Origin of the sequence: Streptomyces sp. NPDC006193, assembly GCF_040613915.1 — a bacterium.
In the GTDB taxonomy this organism is placed as follows: domain Bacteria; phylum Actinomycetota; class Actinomycetes; order Streptomycetales; family Streptomycetaceae; genus Streptomyces.
This window is the reverse complement of record NZ_JBEXTB010000004.1, coordinates 81,998-103,781: the sequence shown is the minus strand read 5'-3', so window position 1 is coordinate 103,781 and position 21,784 is coordinate 81,998. Positions and strand designations below refer to the sequence as shown.

General features: G+C 69.8%; 9 protein-coding genes. 1 reads left to right on the top strand and 8 read right to left on the bottom strand.

Annotated elements, in window-relative coordinates:
* Window positions 1-33 precede the first annotated feature (33 nt).
* The 8 genes from ABZ261_RS05900 to ABZ261_RS05865 form a co-directional block, all read right to left on the bottom strand.
* Entirely contained in the window at window positions 34-4,458 is a 4,425-nt protein-coding gene (locus tag ABZ261_RS05900; protein WP_356855719.1) for a hypothetical protein, read from the bottom strand.
* The gene (gene drmD / locus ABZ261_RS05895) at window positions 4,458-7,703 is read right to left on the bottom strand and encodes a DISARM system SNF2-like helicase DrmD (protein ID WP_356855717.1); all 3,246 of its coding nucleotides are present in this window, start codon (window positions 7,701-7,703) and stop codon (window positions 4,458-4,460) included. Before drmD ends, ABZ261_RS05900 begins: the two co-directional genes overlap by 1 nt.
* A gap of 124 nt (window positions 7,704-7,827) precedes the next feature.
* On the bottom strand, window positions 7,828-9,474 hold the full coding sequence (locus ABZ261_RS05890) for a serine/threonine-protein kinase (protein ID WP_356855715.1): 1,647 nt from the start codon (window positions 9,472-9,474) through the stop codon (window positions 7,828-7,830).
* Window positions 9,475-9,485: 11 nt separating this feature from the next.
* Complete coding sequence (locus tag ABZ261_RS05885) at window positions 9,486-10,418, bottom strand: serine/threonine-protein kinase (protein WP_356855713.1); 933 nt, start codon at window positions 10,416-10,418, stop codon at window positions 9,486-9,488.
* Between the two features lie 327 nt (window positions 10,419-10,745).
* The gene (locus ABZ261_RS05880) at window positions 10,746-13,715 is read right to left on the bottom strand and encodes a DUF3962 domain-containing protein (protein ID WP_356855711.1); all 2,970 of its coding nucleotides are present in this window, start codon (window positions 13,713-13,715) and stop codon (window positions 10,746-10,748) included.
* A 24-nt stretch (window positions 13,716-13,739) separates the two neighbouring features.
* Complete coding sequence (locus tag ABZ261_RS05875) at window positions 13,740-17,345, bottom strand: hypothetical protein (protein WP_356855709.1); 3,606 nt, start codon at window positions 17,343-17,345, stop codon at window positions 13,740-13,742.
* The gene (locus tag ABZ261_RS05870; protein WP_356855707.1) at window positions 17,338-18,513 is read right to left on the bottom strand and encodes a hypothetical protein; all 1,176 of its coding nucleotides are present in this window, start codon (window positions 18,511-18,513) and stop codon (window positions 17,338-17,340) included. The genes ABZ261_RS05875 and ABZ261_RS05870 overlap by 8 nt, the downstream gene beginning before the upstream one ends.
* On the bottom strand, window positions 18,510-20,153 hold the full coding sequence (locus tag ABZ261_RS05865; RefSeq protein ID WP_356855706.1) for a PD-(D/E)XK nuclease family protein: 1,644 nt from the start codon (window positions 20,151-20,153) through the stop codon (window positions 18,510-18,512). Before ABZ261_RS05865 ends, ABZ261_RS05870 begins: the two co-directional genes overlap by 4 nt.
* Window positions 20,154-20,304: 151 nt before the next feature.
* Between ABZ261_RS05865 and ABZ261_RS05860 the strand changes: the two genes are divergently transcribed.
* A complete protein-coding gene (locus ABZ261_RS05860) occupies window positions 20,305-21,783 on the top strand; it encodes a serine/threonine-protein kinase (RefSeq protein ID WP_356855705.1) in 1,479 nt (492 codons plus the stop codon).
* Window position 21,784 lies beyond the last annotated feature (1 nt).

Genomic DNA, 21,784 nt, shown 5'->3' with positions numbered 1-21,784 from the left:
TTGTGGGTGGCGGCGACCCGGGTCGTGCTCGGATTAGAAGAGGGCGTCCTGAGGCGGAAAAAGCCCGTTGTCGTCAAAACTCTGGACTGGGTCGCCCTCCTCGGTGCCGGGGATTTCCTCTCGCTGCGCCTTCTTGGCCGCGCCCTGCCCCCGCTTTCCCTTACTGCCGACCTTGCCCTTGTGAAGCCCAGCAGCGACCTCGGCAGCATATCGCTCATGGTTCAACTCGCGGAGGCGATCGATGATTTCGGTACGGACCGTCAAGTCAACCGTGTAGCGCGTTCCTTGTTCGGTTTCCTGGAAAGTGTGGCCTAGCCCTTCAGGGGTCTCTAGGAGGTCGTCCCAGCCGTACGCGCGGACTGTTGATTCGTCGATGAGACATTGAATGGCGCGGATTTTATTGATATCGCCATCGTGGCAATCAGGGTTATGAATGAGGTTATATAGATCAGTAAGTCCGATGTTCCGTTGGCGGGTTACGTCGCGTCGTGAATAATGCAGTTCCTTGCCGACCTCTTGTAGCAGAGCACGGCGACCCGGAAGGGGGAGGGGGTAATTCTCGAAGCATCTCGGCACTTGGTACCGAGGATCGTTCTTCATGGATGTGCCGTTGGTGATGGCCCACCAGTAATGGGCGAAGCTCGCCAGTGTGGCGAATGTGCCGTAGTCGGAAAAGGGAAGTATGACAACGCTATCGCCAAATGTTGGGCCGACCGGCACCTTCACGGGCGTCATAGTTTTGCTCGTGTACGCGAAGGCGATGACAGAGTCTAGTTCGCTAATTCGCCTGTACAGCTCAACTGCTGGACGGCCAAATTGCCACCAATTCGGATTGTCTTCCTCTGAGGAACCAACTCGTTCGAGTGGGATTCTTTTGTGGAGGTAAGAAAAAGGTTCGATATATGTCTTGGCCTGCTCTTCATGCCAGTCTTGAAAATTGATGATGCTCCGCCGCGCACTCTGATCTGGGGTGCCGTAAAGGTCACTGCCAGTCAAGTAAGGCCTGACTACCTCGGCATTCCTCGGGTTGGAAGCAATGAGCATCTGTGCGGTCGCAGTATCGAGGATGAATCCTTTAGCTGACGGTTTGCTTCCCTGTAGGCCGCGGTTGCTGTTCTCGGCTAGCTGAACGGGTTTCCAATCTGAGCGGCTGGCGGGCGTGAGAGTCGGCGTAATCCTGGGAACTTTTGCCCCCCCTAGGGTTACTGCCCCGAGCCACTGATCGGAACTCAGGTGGAATTGAATGATGTACACGGATGCGCTACGGCTCGGCCACGGATGCCTAGGGATAGCCTTGTAAATGACCCATCCTGCGCTGGTCAGGTTACCGAGGCTTACCTCCATGCTAGTGCCTTGAGCTACGCCCTGCGTCGTCACTAGGCCGATCTTTCCGCTGGCATTCGTGATCGTCGCGGCTCGGCGGGTGAAGAATGCAGCTAGATCTGCTCGATCCGTTTCGAATCCGGCGATCGAATCTGCCAGGTAGCGCCGGTAAGCAATGCCCATGGGGGCGGAGATTTTTGTCCCGCCCAAGAAAGGCGGATTCCCAATCACCGCATCAAACCCACCCCCCTCGAACACCTCCGGAAACACCAACGGCCAATGCACCGGCTCCCTCTCGAACCCGCCCTCCGGCAGATCCGTGGCCAGCCACTCCCGTGCCAGCGAGCGGGCCTCCTCCGTGGCCCCCTCAAGCCCCTTCGCCACGGCGAAACCCATGCCAGCCGCGGCCATGGGAGCCTCGGACCGCTTCAGAGACCAGCCGTGCCGGGCCATCTCCTTCTTCAGGGACTCCCGAGCCGGCAGCGGACCACTGCCGTGCGAGGCCAGAGCAGCCCCCACCGTTAGGTCAGCGAGAAGGTTGACGCGCTCCGCCCGCTCCTGGACGTCCGCCAGTATCGTCCGCTTGTCCGCGATGTCCTTCAGTGTCTCGCCCGGCATGTCACCGATCCGCTTGCGGTCCTCGGCGAGTTCGTGGACCAGCTCGCGCACGCCCGCAGTGAAGTCGATGACGCCCCGCTTGTGTCGCTCGCGGCCCCGCCGGGCGTCGAGGTCCATGACCTCCAGCTGCTCCAGGGACGTGATGCCCAGCAGTGAGTCGCCCGCCACCAGCCGGTCGTCCAGGAACGTGAAGGGCCGCTCCGGGTCCATGGAGATCAGCCACAGCGACAACTTGGCCATCTCCACGGCCATCGGGTTGATGTCCACCCCGTAGAGGCAGTGCTCGATGATCAGGCGCCGCGCGCGGATCACGACCGGGTCGCTCTCCGCGTCCGCCGCTGTGACCGCGCCGGCCTGGTCGCGGTGGCTGCCGCGGAAGGCCAGGGCCTCCTCGTCCTCCTCCTCGACCCAGGCGTCGATCAGCTTGTCCGCGAGGTAGCGGCAGGCGGCGACCAGGAACGCCGCCGACCCCATCGCGATGTCCGCGACCTTGAGCTTGAGGATCTCGTTCGCCTTGACGAGCTTCCACTGTTTCTTGTCCGCCGTCTGCAGCGGGCCCGGACGGTAGACCAGCGGCTCCAGCGCTCCCTCGGCGACCTGCTGGGCCAGGGCGCGCGGCGTGTAGTGGGTGCCGGTGTTCTTGCGGAGGCGGGACTCCGTGACGTACAGGCCGTCCTCCGGGATCACCACGGGCAGGCCGCGCAGGTCCTCGCGGAGCAGACCGTGGAAGGGGAGGATGCGCTCGGCGAGTTCGCGGTCGTTCTCGGTCACCGCGAGCAGGCGGTGAAGGGCCTTGCCCCGCGCCTGTTCGTCGCCGGGGGCGAGCAGCTTCTCCATCTTCGACGCCGTGGCCGGCGGCTTGGGGTCCTTGAAGCGCTCATACAGCTTCTTCGCGAGGCCGGACAGGTCGGGCTTCCGGCCGGGGACGGCGCGCGCGCCCACGCCGAACGGCGCCGCCAGTTCCTCCAGTTCGGTCAGGCCCACCTCGTGTTCCAGGCCGGGCTTGCCGATGAGCCCCAGCACGGTGTCCTGGGCGCGCTTGCCGTCGTAGGAGAGCAGGCCCTCGTACACGTAGCCGATCTGCTCGACGTCCAGGGCGCGGAAGGTGAGCCGGCGGCGTTCCTTGTTGACGACGACGAACTGCACCGAGTCGAGGACGTGCAGGACGGTGCGGTCGTCGATCGGGAGGAGGGAGGTGTGGCCGTCGGCGGCGCGCGTGGCGTCGGCGTCCGTGCTGTCCGCGCCCTCCGGGACCGCCTCCAGCCAGGGGAAGCGCTTGGGGTCGAAGATGGAGCCGTCGTACGCGGGCAGTGTGAGCAGCGGGTGGTTCACTCCGCCGTGCACGGCGTGGAAGAGGGCGATCAGCCGGTGCCAGGCGGCCGTGGTGTGCTCCAGCGAGTCCTCGCCGTCCGCGCGGCGGCGCTCGTCCAGCGTCTCGTACAGCCGCCCGGCCGAGTACGCCTCCGCGTACAGCTCATTGTCGGCGGGTAGCAGGCCCCGTTCCTCCGCGAAGAGCAGGAAGACGACGCGCATCATGACCGCGACGGCACCCCGGTAGACCTCGCTCGCGGGTACGCCCGACAGTCCCTTGCCGCCGCGCTTTACCATCTTGGCCTCGGCGCGACCGATGGAGTCCACGAGGAGTTCGACTGCCTGGCGGACCTGGATGCCGAGGGCCTCGGTGACGTCTTCCTGGCCGTCCAGGCTCTCGCGCAGCAGCGCGGGGAGGAGTTCGTCCTCGGGGCGTCCGAAGAACCGGCCGCGCCGCAGCAGGGACACCCAGGCGCGGACCGCCACCAGGTCCGCGGACTCGTTCCAGGTGATGGTGTCGAACGTGGCGCTGGTCGTGACGCCGCCGGGCGGCGCCCAGACCAGGGACCACCAGCGGCCGTCGGTGACCATACCCAGCTCGACGCCGTGGTGGCGCAGGACGTGGGCGAGCCGGTCGACTCCGCTCGCCGACCAGGAGTCGCCCTTGATGCGCCGGGTCGGCACGGTGTCGGGCGGCAGGACCAGGCCGAGGATCGGTACGTGGCGGGTGAGAGCGGCGGTGTCCGGTTCGGCGGCGGGGTCGGTTCCGGGGCGGACGAGCGCGAAGTCGGGGCGGACGGTGGTGTCGGACCCGGGCGGGCTGACGGCGAACCGGTCGAGCAGGGCGTCGTCCTCGGCGAGGCTCTCGCCGCTGTCGCCGAAGAGCCCGGCACCCTCCCGCAGGTGCAGGGCGTCGCCCCACTCCAGCAAGGTGCGCAGCTGGAAGTCGATCCAGCCCAGGCGGCCGGCGCCCTTGCGGTCGTCCTGCCAGATGCCGTGGTGGAGGCGGATGTCGGCGCGGCGCTCCTTGGGAACGCCCTCCAACTGCGGCCAGGTGCGCAAGAGGACGGGCAGGGTGAGGAAGGGGCCGGAGACCTCGACGAGGTTCAGCCAGTCCAAGTGCTGCTGCTTGCCGTCGGACGCTTTGGCGGCGCGGATCGCGGCGGCGGAGGGGCGGCGGCCTCCGGAGCGGGGCACGGGGCTCATCAGTAGGCCTCCTTGGCGGGGATGACGAAGACGACGGCGACCGGGAAGAGGTGGTCCTGCGGGTCGCGGTAGCGGGCGGCGATCGCGGCGAGCTCGCGTTTGCGCTCGTCCTCCAAGCCGTCGAGCCGGGCCCGCCAGCGTTTGCGGTCGTCGGCGAGCTGGCGGCGCTCGTCGGGGTCCTTCAGCTCGTCCAAGCCGAACAGCGCATCCGTCGCGCCCGCGGGGGAGACGGTGCCGGGGGAGGTCTCGCCGAGCCGGTTCCGCAGCGTGCGCTGGAGGCGGTCCAGGGTGGCGTTGATGCGCTTCTCCTCGTCGGCCTGGCGTTCGGCCAGCCGGTCGATCAGGGAGGCCTTGCGCTCCTTGCCGCGTGCCTCGATGGACTGGGTGAGGCCCTCGTACGTCTTCGGCCAGCTCTGCTGGAGGCGGTGGAGGAGACGGTCTCGGGCGGGGCGGCCCTCAGTGAGCGCGCGGTCCAGGATCGAACCGACCGCCTCCACCCCGCGCAGCCGGCGCTGCCAGCCGTTCTCGCCCATCCAGCCGCCCGCGTGCAGGATCTCCTCATGGAGGCGCTGCCCGTCCGTGCCGACGAGCACGAAACGGGCGTACGCGCCGACGAATGTGGTCTCCAGGGCGGGATCGTCGCTGACGACGGCCGTGATGCGGCGCAGGTCGACGTTGTCCGCGTTCCACACTGCCGCGCGCAGCAGCCGGGTCGACATGGCGACCAGTGGGTGGTTCAGGTGGGCCAGGACGATGTCGGGGCGTCCCGAGGCGGCCTTCGCGTCGAAGGTCACCGGGCGCAGGACCTCGGGGCGGAGCTTGTCGGGCAGGCCGCGGGTGGCCCGCTCCCAGGAGCCGGTCAGCGGCGGCACGGTGAACAAGCCCTGCCGGAAGTCGTCCTCGGACGGCGCATTCTCGTCCAGGCAGGGCACGAGGGGCTGCTGCCTCGCCAGATTGAGCGCCGTGTTGACGACGCGCGCGATCCGGTCCGGGGTAATGCCGAGTTCGGCGGTGGTCTGCTTCAGCTGGGCGCTGAGCCGCCGCACCTGCTCGGTGACGTTCTGTTCGGCGTCCACCTTGCCGCCGGTGGGGCGGCCCTTGATCTTCTTCGCACGGGCGTGCTCGATGTCGAAGTCGCTGAGCTGCCCGGTCATCCGCAGCTGCACCTTCTCGGCGAGGACGGCGTTCACCTCGCCGAGGTCCTCCTCCATCTGCGCGACCTTCCTCGCGATACGCGCGAGGAACTCCAGGTCCGCCTCGTACACATCGGTCCTGGCCTTGTCCCAGGAGGCGCCGACGAAGTGCATGATCTGCGGTTTGTGGCGCTGGCCGTAGCGGTCGATACGGCCGATGCGCTGTTCCAGCTTGTTGGGGTTGAACGGGATGTCGTAGTTGATCAGGTGGCGGCAGTGGTCCTGGAGGTCGATGCCCTCGCTGGCGGCGTCGGTGGCGATGAGGATGCGGACCTTGCCCTCGGGGGTGTGGGGCGGTTCCTGGAAGGCGAGCCGGATCTGCTCCCGTTCCTCGGCGCTCTTCCCGCCGTGGAGGGTCAGGACGCGGCCTTCCTGCGCGAGCCCCTCCTGCTGGAGCAGGGTCAGTAGCCAGTCCTGGGTGTCGCGGTACTCGGTGAACACGACGACCCGCTCGTTGCCCCACGTCCCGCCGGTGAGACAGATGGCCTTCAGGGTCTTGATGAGTTCCTTGGCCTTGGCGTCGGGGGAGGCCTGGTGGGCCTGGCCCCAGCGGGCCATCCGCTCCAGCAGCTCGACCTCGTCTTCGGAGGATCCCGGGGTGACGGTGGCGGCGCGGGTGATCGCGTCGTCCTCGGCCTCGGACAACTCCTCGTCGTCGAGTTCGGCGGCGTAGTCCTCGTACTGCGTGATCCACAGCGGTGTCTCGACCGGAACCTGGATGTCCTTGGCCCCGCCGGACTTGGCCTTGGCACGCACCGACTCCAGATGGACGCCGACCGTGTGCGCGAAGGCGGCGGGGGAGGAGAACAGCCGCTTCTTCAGCAGCAGGGTGACCAGGTCGACGGCTTTGCGGCCGCCGCGCCGGTCGGGGGCGACACGCTTCTTGCGCAGCTCCGCGTAACGGGTCACCAGGACGTGGATCTCGCGTTCCGTCTCCGGATACTCGACGGGCAGCGCCTTCGACTCCCGGGTATGGAAGCGCGGGTTGCCCTCCTCGTCCGTCACGGAGGTCTTCAGACGTCGTACGACGGTGTCGACGAGGGCGTCCTTGTCGGGTTCGACGCCGCGGAAGAAGCGCTGGTTGTCGATGAGTTCCAGCAGCGCCGTGTACGACTCCTGGTAGCCGTTGTGCGGGGTGGCGGACAGGAAGAGCCGGTGTTCGAAGTGGGGAGCGAGGCGCCGGATCAGCTTGGTCTGCTGGGAGTCGACGGCGTAGACCTGCTTGGGGGCGCTCGGGGCGACATGGTGCGCCTCGTCCAGGATCAGCAGATCGAAGGTACGGCGGCCGGGGCGGCCCGGCAGTTCCGTTGATCCACCCGGCGGCAGCACTTCGTCGATGAGCCGCTGCGCTTTGGGCGTACGCAGCCAGGGGAGGCTGACGATGGTCATCGGGAACACCCGGAACGGGTTGGCGGCGCTGCTGTGCGTCCGGCGCAGCTCCGCGCAGCACGCCGAGTCGACCACGGTGAACTCCAGGCCGAACTTGTCCGCCATCTCGTCGCGCCACTTGAGGGTGAGCCCGGCAGGACAGACGATCATGATGCGGTGGGCTCGGCCGCGCAGTCGCAGCTCCTCGGCGACCAGGCCGGCCTCCACGGTCTTGCCGAGACCGACGTCGTCGGCGAGCAGCAGATTGACACGGGGGGCGCCGACGGCGCGGGCGACCGGCTCCAGCTGGTACGGCTCGATGGCCACCCCGGACCGGAAGGGAGCCTGGAGCGTCTTGACGTCGGCGGAGGCGACGGCGGACCAGCGGACGGCGTCGAGGAAGGCGGCCAGCTGCTCGGGCGGGTCGAACCCTCCCGCGGAGGCGTCGGGGAGGGAGCCGGCGGGGAGCACGCGGCGTCCCGGCTCCACTTCCCATATCACCGAAAGGGTGTCGCCGTAGCGGCCGTCGGCGACTGACTGCAGATGCACCACCGTGGCATCGCCGGCGGGGGCGGCCTCGACGCCGGACACCACCCACTTCTGGCCTCGCACCTGGACAAGATCGTTTTCCTTGGGAGGTGCGACGATTGTGGAGGCTTCGGAAGTACGGGCGGTACCGGGCATGCAGACATCCTCCACTATCGGTAAAACATCGGCGCCTACCGGGATGCTCATACTAGCGAACGGTTTGTTTGTTGACTGAGTTCACGTAGACTTTTTCTTTCGGTTGTGACGGATGGCTGTCGGTCTACCGTGGGAGAGGGAGGGTGCGGATCAGGCGGCTCAGACGGCTGATCAGCCGCTCCACCTCGGCATGGGCGGGATGGTCCGGAGGCAGCGCGGTTCGTTGATCGTCGGCGAGAGAGCGCAGAGCCTTGAGGGCTTCACCGGGCGAGCCCGAACCGGCCAGCAAAGTGGCGATCTCCCGCCGGGTCTCCAATACCTCCGGATGCAGCGGAGAAAGCACTGTCTTCTGGAGATCGAGCGCCTCGCGAAGCTCCCGAAGGGCATCGGAGTTGTGTCCGAGTCGGCCAAGGCAGCGGGCAGCCATCACCCGGCACGCCGCGAGGTCCGCATCTGGCACGGAACGGGCCGACGCGAGGGTGTCCGCGAGCTCCAGACAACCGTCGCGCACGGCTTGCAACTCCTGGACCTGGAACTGCAGCCGCAGGATGCCGAGTCGGCGGGAGACGACCTCCGGATCGGAGGGACCGAAACGAGGCAGCGCCGCGTCGAGATCCCTGCTCAGCAATTCCAGCGCTTGGGACAACCGTCCCTCCGCGGCAAGGCCTCGCGCGCGCACCCGCAGGTCACCCGAGTCCGCGGGCGCGGGTGAGCCGGTGCCGGAGGGAGAAGACGATCGCCGCGGCTGGGCGGGAGACTGTGCTGACGGGGGAGGAGCCGGCGTCTGCTCCGGGGAGGGGGCTTGCTCCTGACCCGGAAAAGGCTTGCCCGGAAGGCCCGCCCCGCCCCGCGGAACACCCATGGTGGTTGTGCCGGGCCCCGGAGCCGCTGCGCGGGCGGCCTTGGGCACCGCTTGCTCGGCCCACGGTGCGAGGACCTCCCGGACCTCGGCCGCGTTCGCCGGGCGGTCCTCCGGACGCTTCGCGAGCAGGCGGGAGATCAGATCGCACAGCTCGGTCGGTACGTCCTCGCGCAGCCGGTCCAGTGGGACCGGGTCGTCGGCGATGTGCTGGACCACCAGGGCCAGTGGCTCGTCGGCGGTGAACGGTGGCCGGCCGCCCAGGATTTCGTACAGCACGCATCCCAGCGCGTACAAATCACTGAGGGGTGTCGCCGCCTGGCCCTTGCCCTGCTCGGGCGAGATGAAGCCCGGGGTTCCGGCCACGGTGCCGGCGCCGGTCAACCGTGGCCCGTCCGGGCTTTGCAGAGCTGTGGCGATTCCGAAGTCGAGAACGCGAACCGTGCCGTCCGCCGTGAGCATTACGTTACGTGGCGTGAGGTCCCGGTGCACGAAGCCACGCCCGTGGGCCTGTACGAGCACGGAGCATACCTGGGCGCCCACCGCTGCGGCCCACTCCACGGGAAAGCGCCCGCGCTGAAGCACCAGCCGGTCCAGGGTGTGCCCGTACACGCGCTGCATCACCAGATAGAGGCGGCTCGCCCGATGGGTGCCCGCATCATGGATGACCGGTACATACGGATGCTCCAGCTTGGCCATCAACCGGGCTTCCCGGGTGAAACGGATCACGGCAGGATCCTGTGGATCGAGTCGGCGCGGCACCCCGGAGACGGTCGTCGGCGGCGTCAGCAGCTTCACCGCCACGGACCGGTCGAGCCGCTGATCGTACGCGGCCCACACCTCGCCCATGCCGCCTCTGCCGAGCAGCTCCGCCAGCTCGTAGCGGCCGCCGATCAACTCACCCGTCGTCATGCGGGGATCCCTCATCGCTCCTCCCGCATTCCGCCGTGGACCTGGGCCAACAGCGGTCGCGGAGAGGCCGGGTACCGGAACGGCCGCGTGACGTCCATACCTGCGCGCGGGGCGGAATCCCACGAGGCGTCGGGTGCGGACGGAGGGACATGGGCTGCCAGGAGCGAGTACACCGAGGCGGCGTCGGTGGGGCGCTCGTCCGGGTCCTTCGCGAGGAGCCGAAGGACCAGTTCCTCGAATTCCGGTGGGATGTCGGGGCGGAAAGCGGTGAGTGCCGGGGGCACGCTGTCCCGGTGCGCCAGCACGACAAGCGCCGGTGTCGGGGCGGTGAACGGGGGTTTCTCGGCCAGCATGAAGTGCAGCAGGCAGCCGAGCGAGTAGAGATCGGCCCGGTGGTCGACGCGGGAATGGGGGCCACCTGCCTGCTCCGGGGCCCGGTAGTCCGGTGCGCCGATGTCCTCCCCAGGGACAGTCAACCGTGTGGGGGCGGCACCGGGTGCGGTGACCAAACCGAAGTCGATGATCTTCAAGGCGCCATCGGGAGCGACCATGACGTTCTGCGGTTTGAGATCCCTGTGCACGAGACCTGCTGCGTGTACGGCGGACAGCCCGGCAGCGATCTGTGCGCCCGCGGCGGCGGCTGCGTCCACAGTGAGCGGACCGCGCTCCGACACCAGATCCGCCAGAGTCGCCATGCCTGGGACGAGCTGCATCACGAGATACTGCATCGCCTTCCACTCACCGGCGTCGTACACAGTCGCGACATGGGGGTGGTCGACTCCGGCGAGTGCGGCGGCCTCACGTCGGAAGCGCCGGACGACGCGCTGCCGTTCGTCGTGTGAGTCGAGCAGCGCCGGACGGATGAACTTGAGGGCGACCGGTCGCCGCAGGCGCAGGTCGGTGCACTCCCACACTTCGCCCATGGCTCCATGACCGATCGGCACCAGCAGCTGATAGCGATCGGCGATCCGCTCACCCCGAGGCACTTGTTCGGCCCCCCAAGCTCTTCCATAACCCGTACATCCCGCGCTGTCACTGCGCGTAAATAACCGTTGACGATCCTAGGTCAGCTCAAGGGCACATGGGGCGGAAGGCAAGACAGCCGGGCAGGGAACGCGTGCCATGACCTAGTTAGGGGTAGGGAACGGGCGACCGACCCGAGATTCGGCTGCAATTTGAGGCCGCTGTCTCACCCGTTCACACCCCATGGCCTGGAAGCGCGTCCCGTCCGCCAGTGGGCCAGGGAGGCGGGCGGAACGCGGTAGCAGGCCTCAGCGCGGCTCGCTCTCCTGCACCTTCTCCACAGACGTGGACTGCGCCGGGATCGCAAAGGCGAGCTGCTCCCAGTCCGTCTCCTCCGGCTCGGGAGCCGTTTCGACACCCGGGGCCGCCCCCGTGTCCGGGTCGGCGTCGGAGACCGAGTCGGTGGCCTCGCCCTCGTCGTCGCCGCCCTCGCTCTGGGTCGGCAGTACGTACTCCTGGGCGAGGCCCGCCAGGTGCAGGGGCAGCGGCAGACTCAGCGCGTCCGGCAGGTCGGGGGCTTGCCGGAGCTGGTGCACGGCCAGCGCGAGCGCTTCCGGGACGTCGCCGTCGCCGGTGTGGCACCCCAGAACGGCGATCTCCACCAACCCGGGGTTCCAGGCGGCCTTGTCCGTGTCGATCGTCACCTTGCCTTTGGTGTTGACGCGGGGTGCCAGCTTGTCGGCGGCGACCGACAGCTTGAAGGTGCGTGCCTTGGGCGTCGTGGACCAGAAGACGCGGGCCTTGTCGGGGTCCGCGGTCGGATCCGTCCACAGGTGGGCGGCCAGGCCGTTGGGGCCGTCCGGGTTCACGCCCCACCACTGGGCGGTTTCCCGGTTGCGTGCCGTACGCACCCGTACCAGCCGCAGGTCCGGGTCCAGGCGGCGTGATGGGGCGTGACCGTCGCGGATCTTGTCCGCCACCACGGTGCCGTCCTGGAGCCACGTCCAGTGCGAGCGCATGTTCTGCCCGTGGGCCAGCAACATCGTCGGCGTGCCGCGCAGCGTGCGGCGCACCCGCTGGAGCCACTCCTCGGTGTCCCGCCGCTGCTGAGCCATGTCCGCCCACCAGGACGGCCGGGCCGCCGGGGCCTCGCCGTCGCGCGACGCGGGAACGAGGTCCTTCGGCACCTCGCACTGCCTGGTCAGTTTCAGCAGCATCACCGGGTACGGCACCCAGGCGCGCGCCTCGTCGTCCCAGCCCTCCACCCGGGCCAGCCCTTCACCGGACGGGTCCGGGGTGACCAGCACGGCAACGGGTACGTGCCCCGCCCAGCGGGTACGGCTGCGCAGGTTCTTGCGTACCATCCACACCGCCGCGTACCGCATGCCGACGGGCAGACGCTCACCGAGGCTGTGTTCGGGGTGGACCCGCACACCCAGCTGCCGCAGTCCGTCGTCCCAGGCCTTCGCCGCGCGGAACTCTTTGTTCTTCTCACTGTTGTAGCCCTTGGCCTTCTTCGGCACGGCCATGAACTGTGTGAGCACGCCGGCGTCCGCGCAGCCCAGCCGCAGCGCGAACTTCGCGTCGTGGTCGGGGGACGAGAAGTCCTTGGCCCGGTCGATCTCCACCAGGGCGAGCGCGGGTGCGGGCGAGGAGACACCCTCCTCGGTGAGGAAGGCCGCCATCTCCCTGCGGCGGTCACCGATCGCGGTGGTGACCGCGGCCCGCGAGTGCCGGGTGCCTTCCGGCAGGGCGAGGTCCTGGCCGAGCGAGCGGGAGAGCCTGCGGCAGCGCAGCCGCACGGTGAGTTCGGGTGACTGCCATTCCAGGACGACCGTGCCGTCGTAGGCCGCCTCTGTCGTCGGGGCGCCACCGTCGCCCTTCAGACCCAGGTGCGCGACGAGGGCGCTGATCGCGGTGTCCCGCATCACCGGGGTCTGCCAGAGCAGGCGCGCATCCAGGGTGGGAAGTTCCCCCGGAGAGAGGTTCAAGAGCAGCCCGCGCAGCGCGAACGCCGTACCGCGCCGCCGGGCCTCCGCGCGCCGGCGCTCCTCCTCGGTCTTCGCCGGCTCCGCGGAGGGCTCCTGGCGGAGATTGCCGGGCGTGCTGCCCGACAGGCGGGTGCGGGCCAGCGCGGGCACCGGCTCCAGCTGTTCGGGAAGGGCCTGCAGGGCCCACTCCACGATCTTCGACCGTTGGTCCGTCATCAGGCCGGCGCCGACCTCGTGCGACCCCATGGCCGTGCTGTAGAGGACGGCCGCGCGCATGTCGTCCGTCAGCCAGCCGGCCGGGTCGGCGAGGACGGCGTCGGCGTCCGGGAACGACTCCGTGAGGGACATGCTCCGGAGCATCCCGGCGGGCCCGCCCCCGACCCAGTCGTAGCCGCCCCGGCTCCAGGCCAGCCGCGCCACCGCGAACCGGTCGCTCGCCGGGGCTCCGGGCAGCCACGGCACCCTCGGGCGCAGCAACACCGTGGTGCGACGGCCGAACGGCAGGTACAGCCGCCCCGTCCTCGCGCTCACGCGGGTCGCGTACCGGCGGATGTGGCTGTGCACGTGGAAGCGGGGCAGCGGGTCGAAGGGCACCGTCTGCAGCGTGATGTTCAGGACCACGGAGTACCACTCGGGACCTCGGCTCCCCTCGAACTCCAGCGCCTGCGAAACGAGCTCGGCGCCCCGGTCCATCGGGCCGCGCGGCATCGCCCGGAAACGCAGCCGGCCGCCTGCGAAGTCGTACGGCTCCAGGGCGAGGATCCGCCGGGCCAGCCAGTCGGTGGAAAGCTGGAACTGACGCGGCTCCGGAGCGGCAGTGCCACCGTCGGTGGGCCGCCCGTGGCGCAGCAGCTCCACCCGCACGCCCTCCTGCCACCGGGGAGGGTTCCCCAGCAGCGCGGAGCGGGTCTCGGACAGCAGCGAACGGAACTCGGGCTCCGGACGCAGGTCCTTCAGCCAGGCGCCGAGGAGTCCCCTGAGCGCCGCCTCGGGCAGCGGATCGGGTACGTCCTCGGGGGCGTACAGCCAGAAGTCCGGGCCCTCCCCGCGGCGGCGGTTGGGGCGGGGCCGCACCAGGACGTCAGGAGCGAGCGCCTGCACGACCTGGTCCATTCGGAACGTGGGCACGGTCTCCAGCGGCTTGTCACGGCCCGCGCTGCACAGGGCCAGCAGGGCCCCGGTCCATTCCTCGGGGAAGGGCAGCGCGCGGTACCGCTCGACCACCGAGGTGTCCGGGGAGACGGGACGCGCGGCGGCGATGCGGATGGAGCCGTAGCGGCGAGCCATGGACAGGCTCCTCTCTGGTGAGGGTCAGGACGTGTGGTGTTCGATGGCGCGCAGCGCCTTGTACAGCGGCGCGTACAGCAGCCGGGCGACCGCGGGGTCCGCCGGATCGGGGCAGTCGGGCGGCGGGGCGCCCTCCGCGAAGTAGGGGGCGAGCACGTCCCGCAGGCCGGTCAGCAGGCCGTCCTCCTGCGGAAGCGGAGCAGCAGCGGCGCCGGGTGACAGCAACCGGGCCGTACGCGGCGCGAACCGGGCGTCCACGAAGACCACGCGGGCGGGCACCCCGCCCCGCACCAGACGGCCGATGACCTGCCAGATCGTCACCAGCTGGTCCCATGTGAAGGACGTCTTCTCATGGTCGGACAGGCGGGAGTAGATGTAGCGCCGGGACAGCAGCCGGCGCCATTCGGCGCGTGCCACGCGCCGGAAGGCCAGCCCGGCCGCGTTCAGGTCCGCCGCGGCCGTGACCAGCTTGCCGAACGTGCCCTGCTGCAGCCCGGGCTCGTCGCGGGCGAACCGGGTCGCCCAGTCGTTGACCGCGAACACGGCCAGGGCGAGGTCGTCCGGGCGCGGGTGCGGCCGGGCGAGGAACAGTGCCGTGCCGAAGGCTGCGTTGCGCTGGGCGTTGAGGATGTTGTGCCCGCGCTCCACCGCCATCAGCGGGGCCACGAGGATCTCCGCCGTGGGGTCCTCGGCGAACATGGCGAGGTCACCCCGGCGCAGCGCCGTGACCCGGTCCGCTTCCGACCGGGGCGGTGCCGAGCCGCGTACGGCCTGCTCGAGGTCGGCGTCGTCGGCGGTCAGCACACGGACGCGGCCGTGCCAGCGCTCCATCCCGTGCAGGACCTCCGCCGCGGTGTGCGCCTCCTTGTAACTGCCGACCAGGAGGATCGCCCGGCGCCGGCGGCTGTCGGCGACCCTGGCCAGTTCCTGCTCCAGCGGACTCGGGGCACCGCCCCGGCCGGGGGAGCCGAGCTTGCTGACCATCGCCCGGCAGGCGGCGGGCCGGGCCTTCGGCTCGGTGCCCGACAGACTCAGGGGGCGCCCCTCGTCGTCGTACAGGAAGTGCGTGCTGAACTCCGACTCGCTCACGGCCTTGAGGGACCGTGGCGAGGGCGTGAGCACCGCGCCCACCGGGGCGACCACATGGGCGCGTGTCGAGGTGCCCGCCCAACTGGTACCGGACATCAGCACGACGTGCGGTCCCCTGCGCCCACGGCCCGGGTCGGCTCCCACCTCGGACAGGGAGAGCAGGAGTTCGCGGCCCACGCCCGCGCACCGGAAGAAGCGCAAGGTACCGCTGCGCCGCCCCTCGACATCGCGTTCCCGCTCGTCAGGCAGGTATTGGAACCCCAGGACGTTGCCCATCGGCGCCTCCGGGACCAGCGGGGCGTAGTCGAGCGGTGGACGGCGGGACAGCTCGTTGCCGGTCGAGTCCAGGTGCAGGGCCGCCTCGACCTGGGGCCAGAGGAAGACCAGTCGGTCGAGACGCTGGTGCAGGGCGCTGAGCAGCAGCATGAATTCCAGGCGCCGAGCGGTCAGCTCGAGCCAGGCCTCGTCCTGGGCCCGGACGGACGCGGGGGTGTTCTCGAGCAGCGGGCGCAGCACGGCGAGGGCCCGCTCGCGCGTGTCGGCTGAGGACAGCGTGGTCAGCAGGTCCTGGGACAGGCGCACCAGTTCGTCCGTCAGGTTGCCGTACGGGCCTCGTCCCCCCAGGGGATCGTCACGGAAGTCGTCGAACAATTCGGTCAGTCCGGCGCGGCGGGCATCCGCCTCCGGCCCGGCCGACTCGGGCTCCGGAGAGTCGTCCTCGTACGCCTCGTACAACTCCGATTCGTCGGACACGCCGTCCGGAGTGCCGGCCTCGGCACCCTGAGCGAACCAGGAGCCGAGCAGCTTCTCCTGAAGCGTCCAGGGGCTGAAGTACTCGATGTCGGCCCACTCGCGCAGGTCCGCGTCGGAGATCAGCAGCTTGTACAGGCGGTCCGTGGCGGCGTGGACCACCGTCAGCGAGGCGGACCAACGCTCGACCTCCTGGTCGGTGAGCGGCAGCCGGCCTTGCCGCGACAGCTCCTCGATCCGGTGCGTCTGCACCTGATCCAGCCAGGACTCGGGGCCGGGAGAGACCAGCGTCGCCGACGGCGCGAAAATCTCGTCCAGCTTCATCTGCACCGAGTCGGCCTCGTCCACGACGATGACGTCGCTGCGCAGGCAGGCCAGTTCCAGATGGCGCAGCCGCTCGTCGCCCAGGTGGCGCGGCACGGCCGACTGCACGAGGCTTGCCGGGTTGGCAACCCAGATCAGGGAGTCGACCAGTTCCCGGGCCGCACGGTGACGCGGGCACGCATACCACAGGGGGCACCCGTGCGGGGTCCCCTTCACCTCAACCGAGCGGTCGTCCTCGGACGGGGACCGCCGCTGCCCCGGCCGGTAGGGCTCGGGCAGTTCGGCGGTGTCCGCGTTCTCGTCCTGCGTGCGCTTCTTCTCCGGGTAGAGCGAGGTGCACGGCGCGTCCGCGAACCGCAGGGGCTGCGCCGCCTCGGTGCCGCGCAGGGCGTCCACCACGCACACCGTGCTCAGGTGGTCGAAGCCAGGGTCGTCGTGGTCCAGCAGATTGTGCACGCCGCGGGAGGCGAGCCGTCGGTGCAGCCGCTGCACATGGGTCTCCCGTGTGGTCAGCCCCAGCACCGGTGTGGCGGTCAGCCCCAGATCGCGGAACAGAGCCGTCAGACGCAACTGCTCGGCCACGTCGCCCACGACGAGCGTGGTGCGCAGCGCCGGAGTCCGGCGAGCCCCCCAGACCGCGAGCAGCGTCATCAGGGTCGACTTGCCGGCGCCTACCATGCCGGCCAGGTGCAGCAGCCCGTCGAGCCGGAGATCGCCCTCTTGCGAGAAGCCCAGCCCGTCCGCGTCGCGCGGGAAGATGTGCAGTTCAGTGAGGCGGCTCTCCCAGTGGCCGGGGTTCTCCACCTCGTTCGACCGCTCCGTCGCATCCATCCAGCGGGCGGTCTCGACGAGTTCGGCCCGGCTGATCGTGAGCGGCTCACCCTTCCCCGGCCGTCCCGCCTCCGGGTCATGACCGGGAACGGGGGCGGGACGCAGCTCCTCGGGCAGCGTCACGGAGGTGGGACGGCGCCGGTCCACGAAGGTGGCGCGGCCGGCCGGTGCGAGGGGCAGAGCCTTGCGGGCCAGCGGAGGCAGTGCCGCGAGGGCGGCGTCGTACACGGCGAAACGGTCCGAGGCGACGGCCGGCTCGCGCCGCCGGGCCGGCCGGTCGAGCGCGAGGACCTCATAGGCCCGCAGCCGGTCCGGCAGGCCGCAGTAGGTCTCCAGCGTGCGCTCCCATGCGCGGCCGCGGCGCAGGTGCCACAGCAGATGGCGGCCCGCGAGGAGCATGACCTCGTGTTCGGGGGAGGACACGTATCCCCGCGCGCCGGCGAACCCGTAGCCGCCGAACAGGACGTAGGCACCGCGGGCGGGTTCGTGCGGCGCAATGTGCTCCAGGATCCGCAGGGCCAGTTCTGCCTGGCACAGCAGGCTGGGTTTCACGTCGCCGAGTTCGTCGGGCACCTCGTCCCACAAGCGGGCGAGATCCCTGCTGACCGGATGGTGCCAGCTGTCGCGGTCACGCATCGCCGGGCTCCTCCTTGTGCGTGGCTCCACCGACGCGCGCGAGCCGGTCCTCGGCGCGGGCGAGCAGTTGAGTGTCGGTGAGCAACGGAACACGGCGAGCGGCGGCCGGGCGGTTGCGCTCGTACGTGGCGATGTAGCCCGGCCGGTCATCGACACGGTCCTGCGGCACGACCCAGAACGCCTCGTCGTACCGGGGCTCCTGCGGAACCGGCCGGGCGACCCGCCCCAGGAACGCCGGATGCGCCCAATCCTTCACGTCCACCGCCCACACCCAGCCGTCGGGGAAGGTGACGTGCACGTCGTACGCGTCATACGCCGGCCACATCCGCACCTTCAACCCGAGTGCGGTGAGCCGCCTTTCGAGCTGCACCTCCGCTCGCCCGGGGCCGGTGACGAATTGACGCAACGGCCTGACCAGTTGGAGCAGTTCGCCGGCTTCTTCCTTGGGGATGCGACGCCCCACCGGGGGACGGCCCCGGTGGCGGCAGCGGTCCCGCTCGCACCACCAGTCGCCGTCGTGCAGCGGCGTCAGCAGGGTGAGGCACCGGCCGCAGGTCGCGTAGACGTCGCCGCGCAGATAGCTGTCCGGGACGGGGCGGTAGATGCGGCTCAGGAGCTCCTTCACCGGGTCGAGCACGTGGTCCATCGACACGGCCCACTCCTCGGCGGAGGTGAGGACGGGCCGGGTGACCAGCAATCGCCGGAACTCGGTGTACGCGTCCTCCTCGCCGTACTCGCGGCACAACCGCAGCGCGGCACGGATGATCTCACGGTCGTAGAGGACCAGCGCGCTGTCCGAGAACTGCTCCGCCCACTCGTAGCAGAGCTCGGTGGGGCGCGAGGACTCAGGGTCCAGCAGCAGGTCGTCCGGTCCGGCCGCCTCGGGCGGCAGGTCCACCGGCCAGTCCGCCACCGGCCGCTCGCGGCACCACGACAGCAGGTCCGGCAGGCTCACCGGAGGCTCGGCCCCGCGTTCCAGGCAGGCCAGCACCGTCCGGTCGAGGGCGCGCTGAACCTCGTGCGGGTAGGGCAGGGAGAAGGCCTCGGGGCCGGTGGCCGCGTCGAGCACCGTGAGCGCGGTGGCGAGCGTGCGCATCAAGGGGATGCCGCGATGGGCGGACCAGTCGGCGTCATGGAGCGGCACGCCGTTGCCGGTCGTTGCGCTCACCGTGCCTCCAGGTGTGCGCGGCCGGCCGCGCAGTGCGTGAGCACGTCGCAGCCGTCGCAGTGGTCGCCGGGCGCCGGCGCGTACGTCTCGTCCACCGCCCAGGGGCCGGCGAGTCCGGAGATGATGCGGCGTGCTTCGGCCTGGGTGTCGGGATCGCCGGGATCGATCTCCTCGCAGCGCGACTTCCCGGTCCCTTCCGCGTCCAGGTACAGCACCTCCAGCTCGATCAGCGACCGACGCGGATTACCACCGGGCACTCCGGCGGACATCATCAGCACCGCGAAGGCGAGCTGCGGGTACGTCTCCATCAACGCTCGTCCCTCCCAAAGGGGTTTCGCAGCCGTCTTCGTTTCGTGCCAGATCCAGCCTCCGGAGCGGGTGTAGAGGAGGTCGGGGTCGGCGATCAGAACGACGTCCAGATCGGGGTCGTACGCGGTCAGGCGTGGCTGTACCCGTACGACCTCGTCGGACGGCAGGCCGTCGAGAGGGCAGGCCCGCTGGTGTTCGGCGAGCAGGGAGAGGGCGGTCGGCAGCTCGGCGGAGGAGAGGCCGGGAAGGGCGTCCGGGAGACGGACCGTGCGGCAGCATCCTTCGGCGTGACGGAGGTTGAGCCACTCATCGACCGCGCGGCCCCTGCGGATCGGCTCGCTCTCCGGGGCTCCCGACTTCAGATGCAGGACGCGGGTGAGGTGGAACTGCGCCGGGCAGCGTGCATGGACGCGCAGGTCGCTCGCGGACACGGAGCGGCGGACACGAGGACGGCGCGGCCCGCGAACGCCGAGAACACCGGGAGCCCGGGGCGGCTGGTCGCAGGCAACCAGACCTTCGCAGCGCGTGCAGCCGGAGCCGGGGTTGAGCCGGTCGTCGTCGACCACCCGGCGCAGCACGGGCTTGGCCTGCTCGGTGAACCGCCGCTCGATCTCGTCGAGATCCCAGTCGGCCAGCACGTCGTGATCGCCGCTGCCACAGCCGACGCCTACGATCCGGACGCGCTGCGGGCGGACGGTACTGCCGGGCGCCGGACGGTGGATGTCCCGGAAGGCCGACTTGGAGGGGATGCCCGTCGCTGCCACGGCCGCCGCCTCCGCGATCTCGGCGGGCGGCCGGTCCTCCTTGACGTCATTCACGGACAGCAGCCAGAGCTCGCGCTCCGATCCGTCGGCGGACGCGTACCGCCGTCCCCACGCCGTGCGCTCGTAGCGGGTCGCCCCGCGGGCATCCGGAGCCTCGCTCTGGGTGATGGCCGTCCACTGGGCACGGACCGGCAGGGTCGGCGGGCGCCCGAGCGCATGCCGCTGCGCTTCGCGCGCCGTGCGCGCCAGCAGGTAGGAACGGACGGCTGATTTCGCCCAATGTGCATGCCCTGCGTGGTACTTCTGATTCTTCAAAAGCCGCTTCAGGGCACTGTCGACATCTTGTCCGTCGTACTCGACCGCATCCAGGACCCGCATGACCGGCCCGAGGGCGAAGTCCTCCAGGGGCTTGTCCCGAGGGCGCGGCGGAACCTGGCCGAGCAGCGCCCTGGCGCGCAGGGCGTTGCCGCGCGGACAGTCCTGAGGGTCCTCGCGCAGGAGCGGCAGCGACGTGCGGATGAGCCGGATGTCTCCGTTCGTACCGGGCGGAGGCAGGCGGAGTGACACGATGCACCCCTTACGGGCGTGGTGGGAAGAGAGTGCCAACGCACACCAGGTAAGCGTATGTTTGTGAACTCAGTCAAGAGATTCAGTTGATGTGATCCGTGAACCGCTACAGTGTGGCTGACACCGTGTCATGGACAGCCGGGGGTGAGGCGTGGAAGCGGGGGCAATCCTCGACGGCCGCTACCGGGTCGACGAGGCGCTCGACCAGGGCGGCATGGGCACCATCTGGACGGCCACCGATCTGGGAACCGGGCAGTTGGTCGCCGTCAAGGTGCTGCGGCTCGACGCCTACACACAGGGTCGATTCACTCCGGCGGAGCGCGCGCGACGCCGGGTCGAGCTGCTGAAGCGGTTCGAACGCGAGGGTGTCATCCTCCAAGAACTGAAGCACCCGAGCATCCCGCGCCTGCTGCACCGTGGCTACCTGGGCGAGGAGCCCTACCTCGTCATGGAGTACGTCGAGGGGGTCAGTCTGCGCGAGTTCCTGGACATGCGCAGGCCGTTCCCGTTCGACGCCGCTGTCGCCGTCGCGGTCCAGATCGCCGAGGCGCTGGGGCGCGCGCACGCGAACGGCGTGGTGCACCGGGACCTGAAACCGGGCAACGTGGTGATCGCCTTCGCGAACGGAGCGGTCAAACTGCTCGACTTCGGTATCGCCTACCTCACCGACCCCGATGCGACCCGTTACACCGCGCTCGGTGCGACCCCGGGCAGCGCCGGATACATGGCCCCGGAGCAACTGCGAGGTCAGCAGGACATCTCCGCCTCGGTGGACCTCTACGCGTTCGGCTGCGTACTGTTCGAGCTCCTCACCGGCGAACGACCGTTCGAGGACAAGCCGGATCGGAACAAGAGCACCCAGCACCTCGAGGACCTGCCGCCCCGCCTGCGCAGCATCAACGTCGGCATCCCTGAGGAACTGGACGACCTGGTCTGGGACCTCCTCGCCAAGAGCCCGGCGGACCGTCCCCAGGCCATCGGCGAAGTACTCGACGTCCTGCGCGACTTCCTGCCGAAGCCGGGCGACCCGGCGCCGGACCCGGAATTGGATCCGGACCCGACCGCTCGCTACCGCCTGCGGGAGAAGTCGGTGGCGGACACGCGGTCCGCCCCGCGTGGCGCAGCGCGACGCCCGGTCCGCCGTCGTGGCGGGTGGCTGGGACGCAGCCAGTTCGCGGGACGAATCGCTCAGGCCAGGGCGGAACTGCTTGTCGATGGCCCTGGCGACTGCTGCGCCGAGCTCATCGGCCTGCTGCCCAAGGCGGTGTCGGACTGGGGTGCCCGTGAGCCCATCGTCCTCGAGGGGCGGCTGGTGTGCGCCGACGCCGCCCGGCTGGACGGTCGTACGGGTGAGGCGAAGGAGCACTACCAGTACGTGGCCGAGGGCGGAGACCCCTCGGATCCTCTCGTGCTGGAGGCCCGACTCGGGATTGCCGAGTGCCTGATGCCCGAGGGGGACTTCGCCGGGGCGTTCAGCGGCTGGCGTGCGGTGGTCCACAGTCTGGCTCTCGTCGCCGTACCGGATCGCGACCGGTTGGCGAGCCGCTGCCGCGAGGTCGCTGTCGAACTGGCCGAATCAGGCTACGAAGCCGAGGTGACCGACCTCCTCACCCGGCTGCCCGAGCTGTAGT

Coding starts and splice junctions, on each gene's coding strand:
- ABZ261_RS05875 (WP_356855709.1), bottom strand. CDS start 17,345: ATGCGTGACCGCGACAGCTGGCACCATCCGGTCAGCAGGGATCTCGCC.
- drmD (WP_356855717.1), bottom strand. CDS start 7,703: ATGCCCGGTACCGCCCGTACTTCCGAAGCCTCCACAATCGTCGCACCT.
- ABZ261_RS05880 (WP_356855711.1), bottom strand. CDS start 13,715: ATGGCTCGCCGCTACGGCTCCATCCGCATCGCCGCCGCGCGTCCCGTC.
- ABZ261_RS05890 (WP_356855715.1), bottom strand. CDS start 9,474: ATGACGACGGGTGAGTTGATCGGCGGCCGCTACGAGCTGGCGGAGCTG.
- ABZ261_RS05900 (WP_356855719.1), bottom strand. CDS start 4,458: ATGAGCCCCGTGCCCCGCTCCGGAGGCCGCCGCCCCTCCGCCGCCGCG.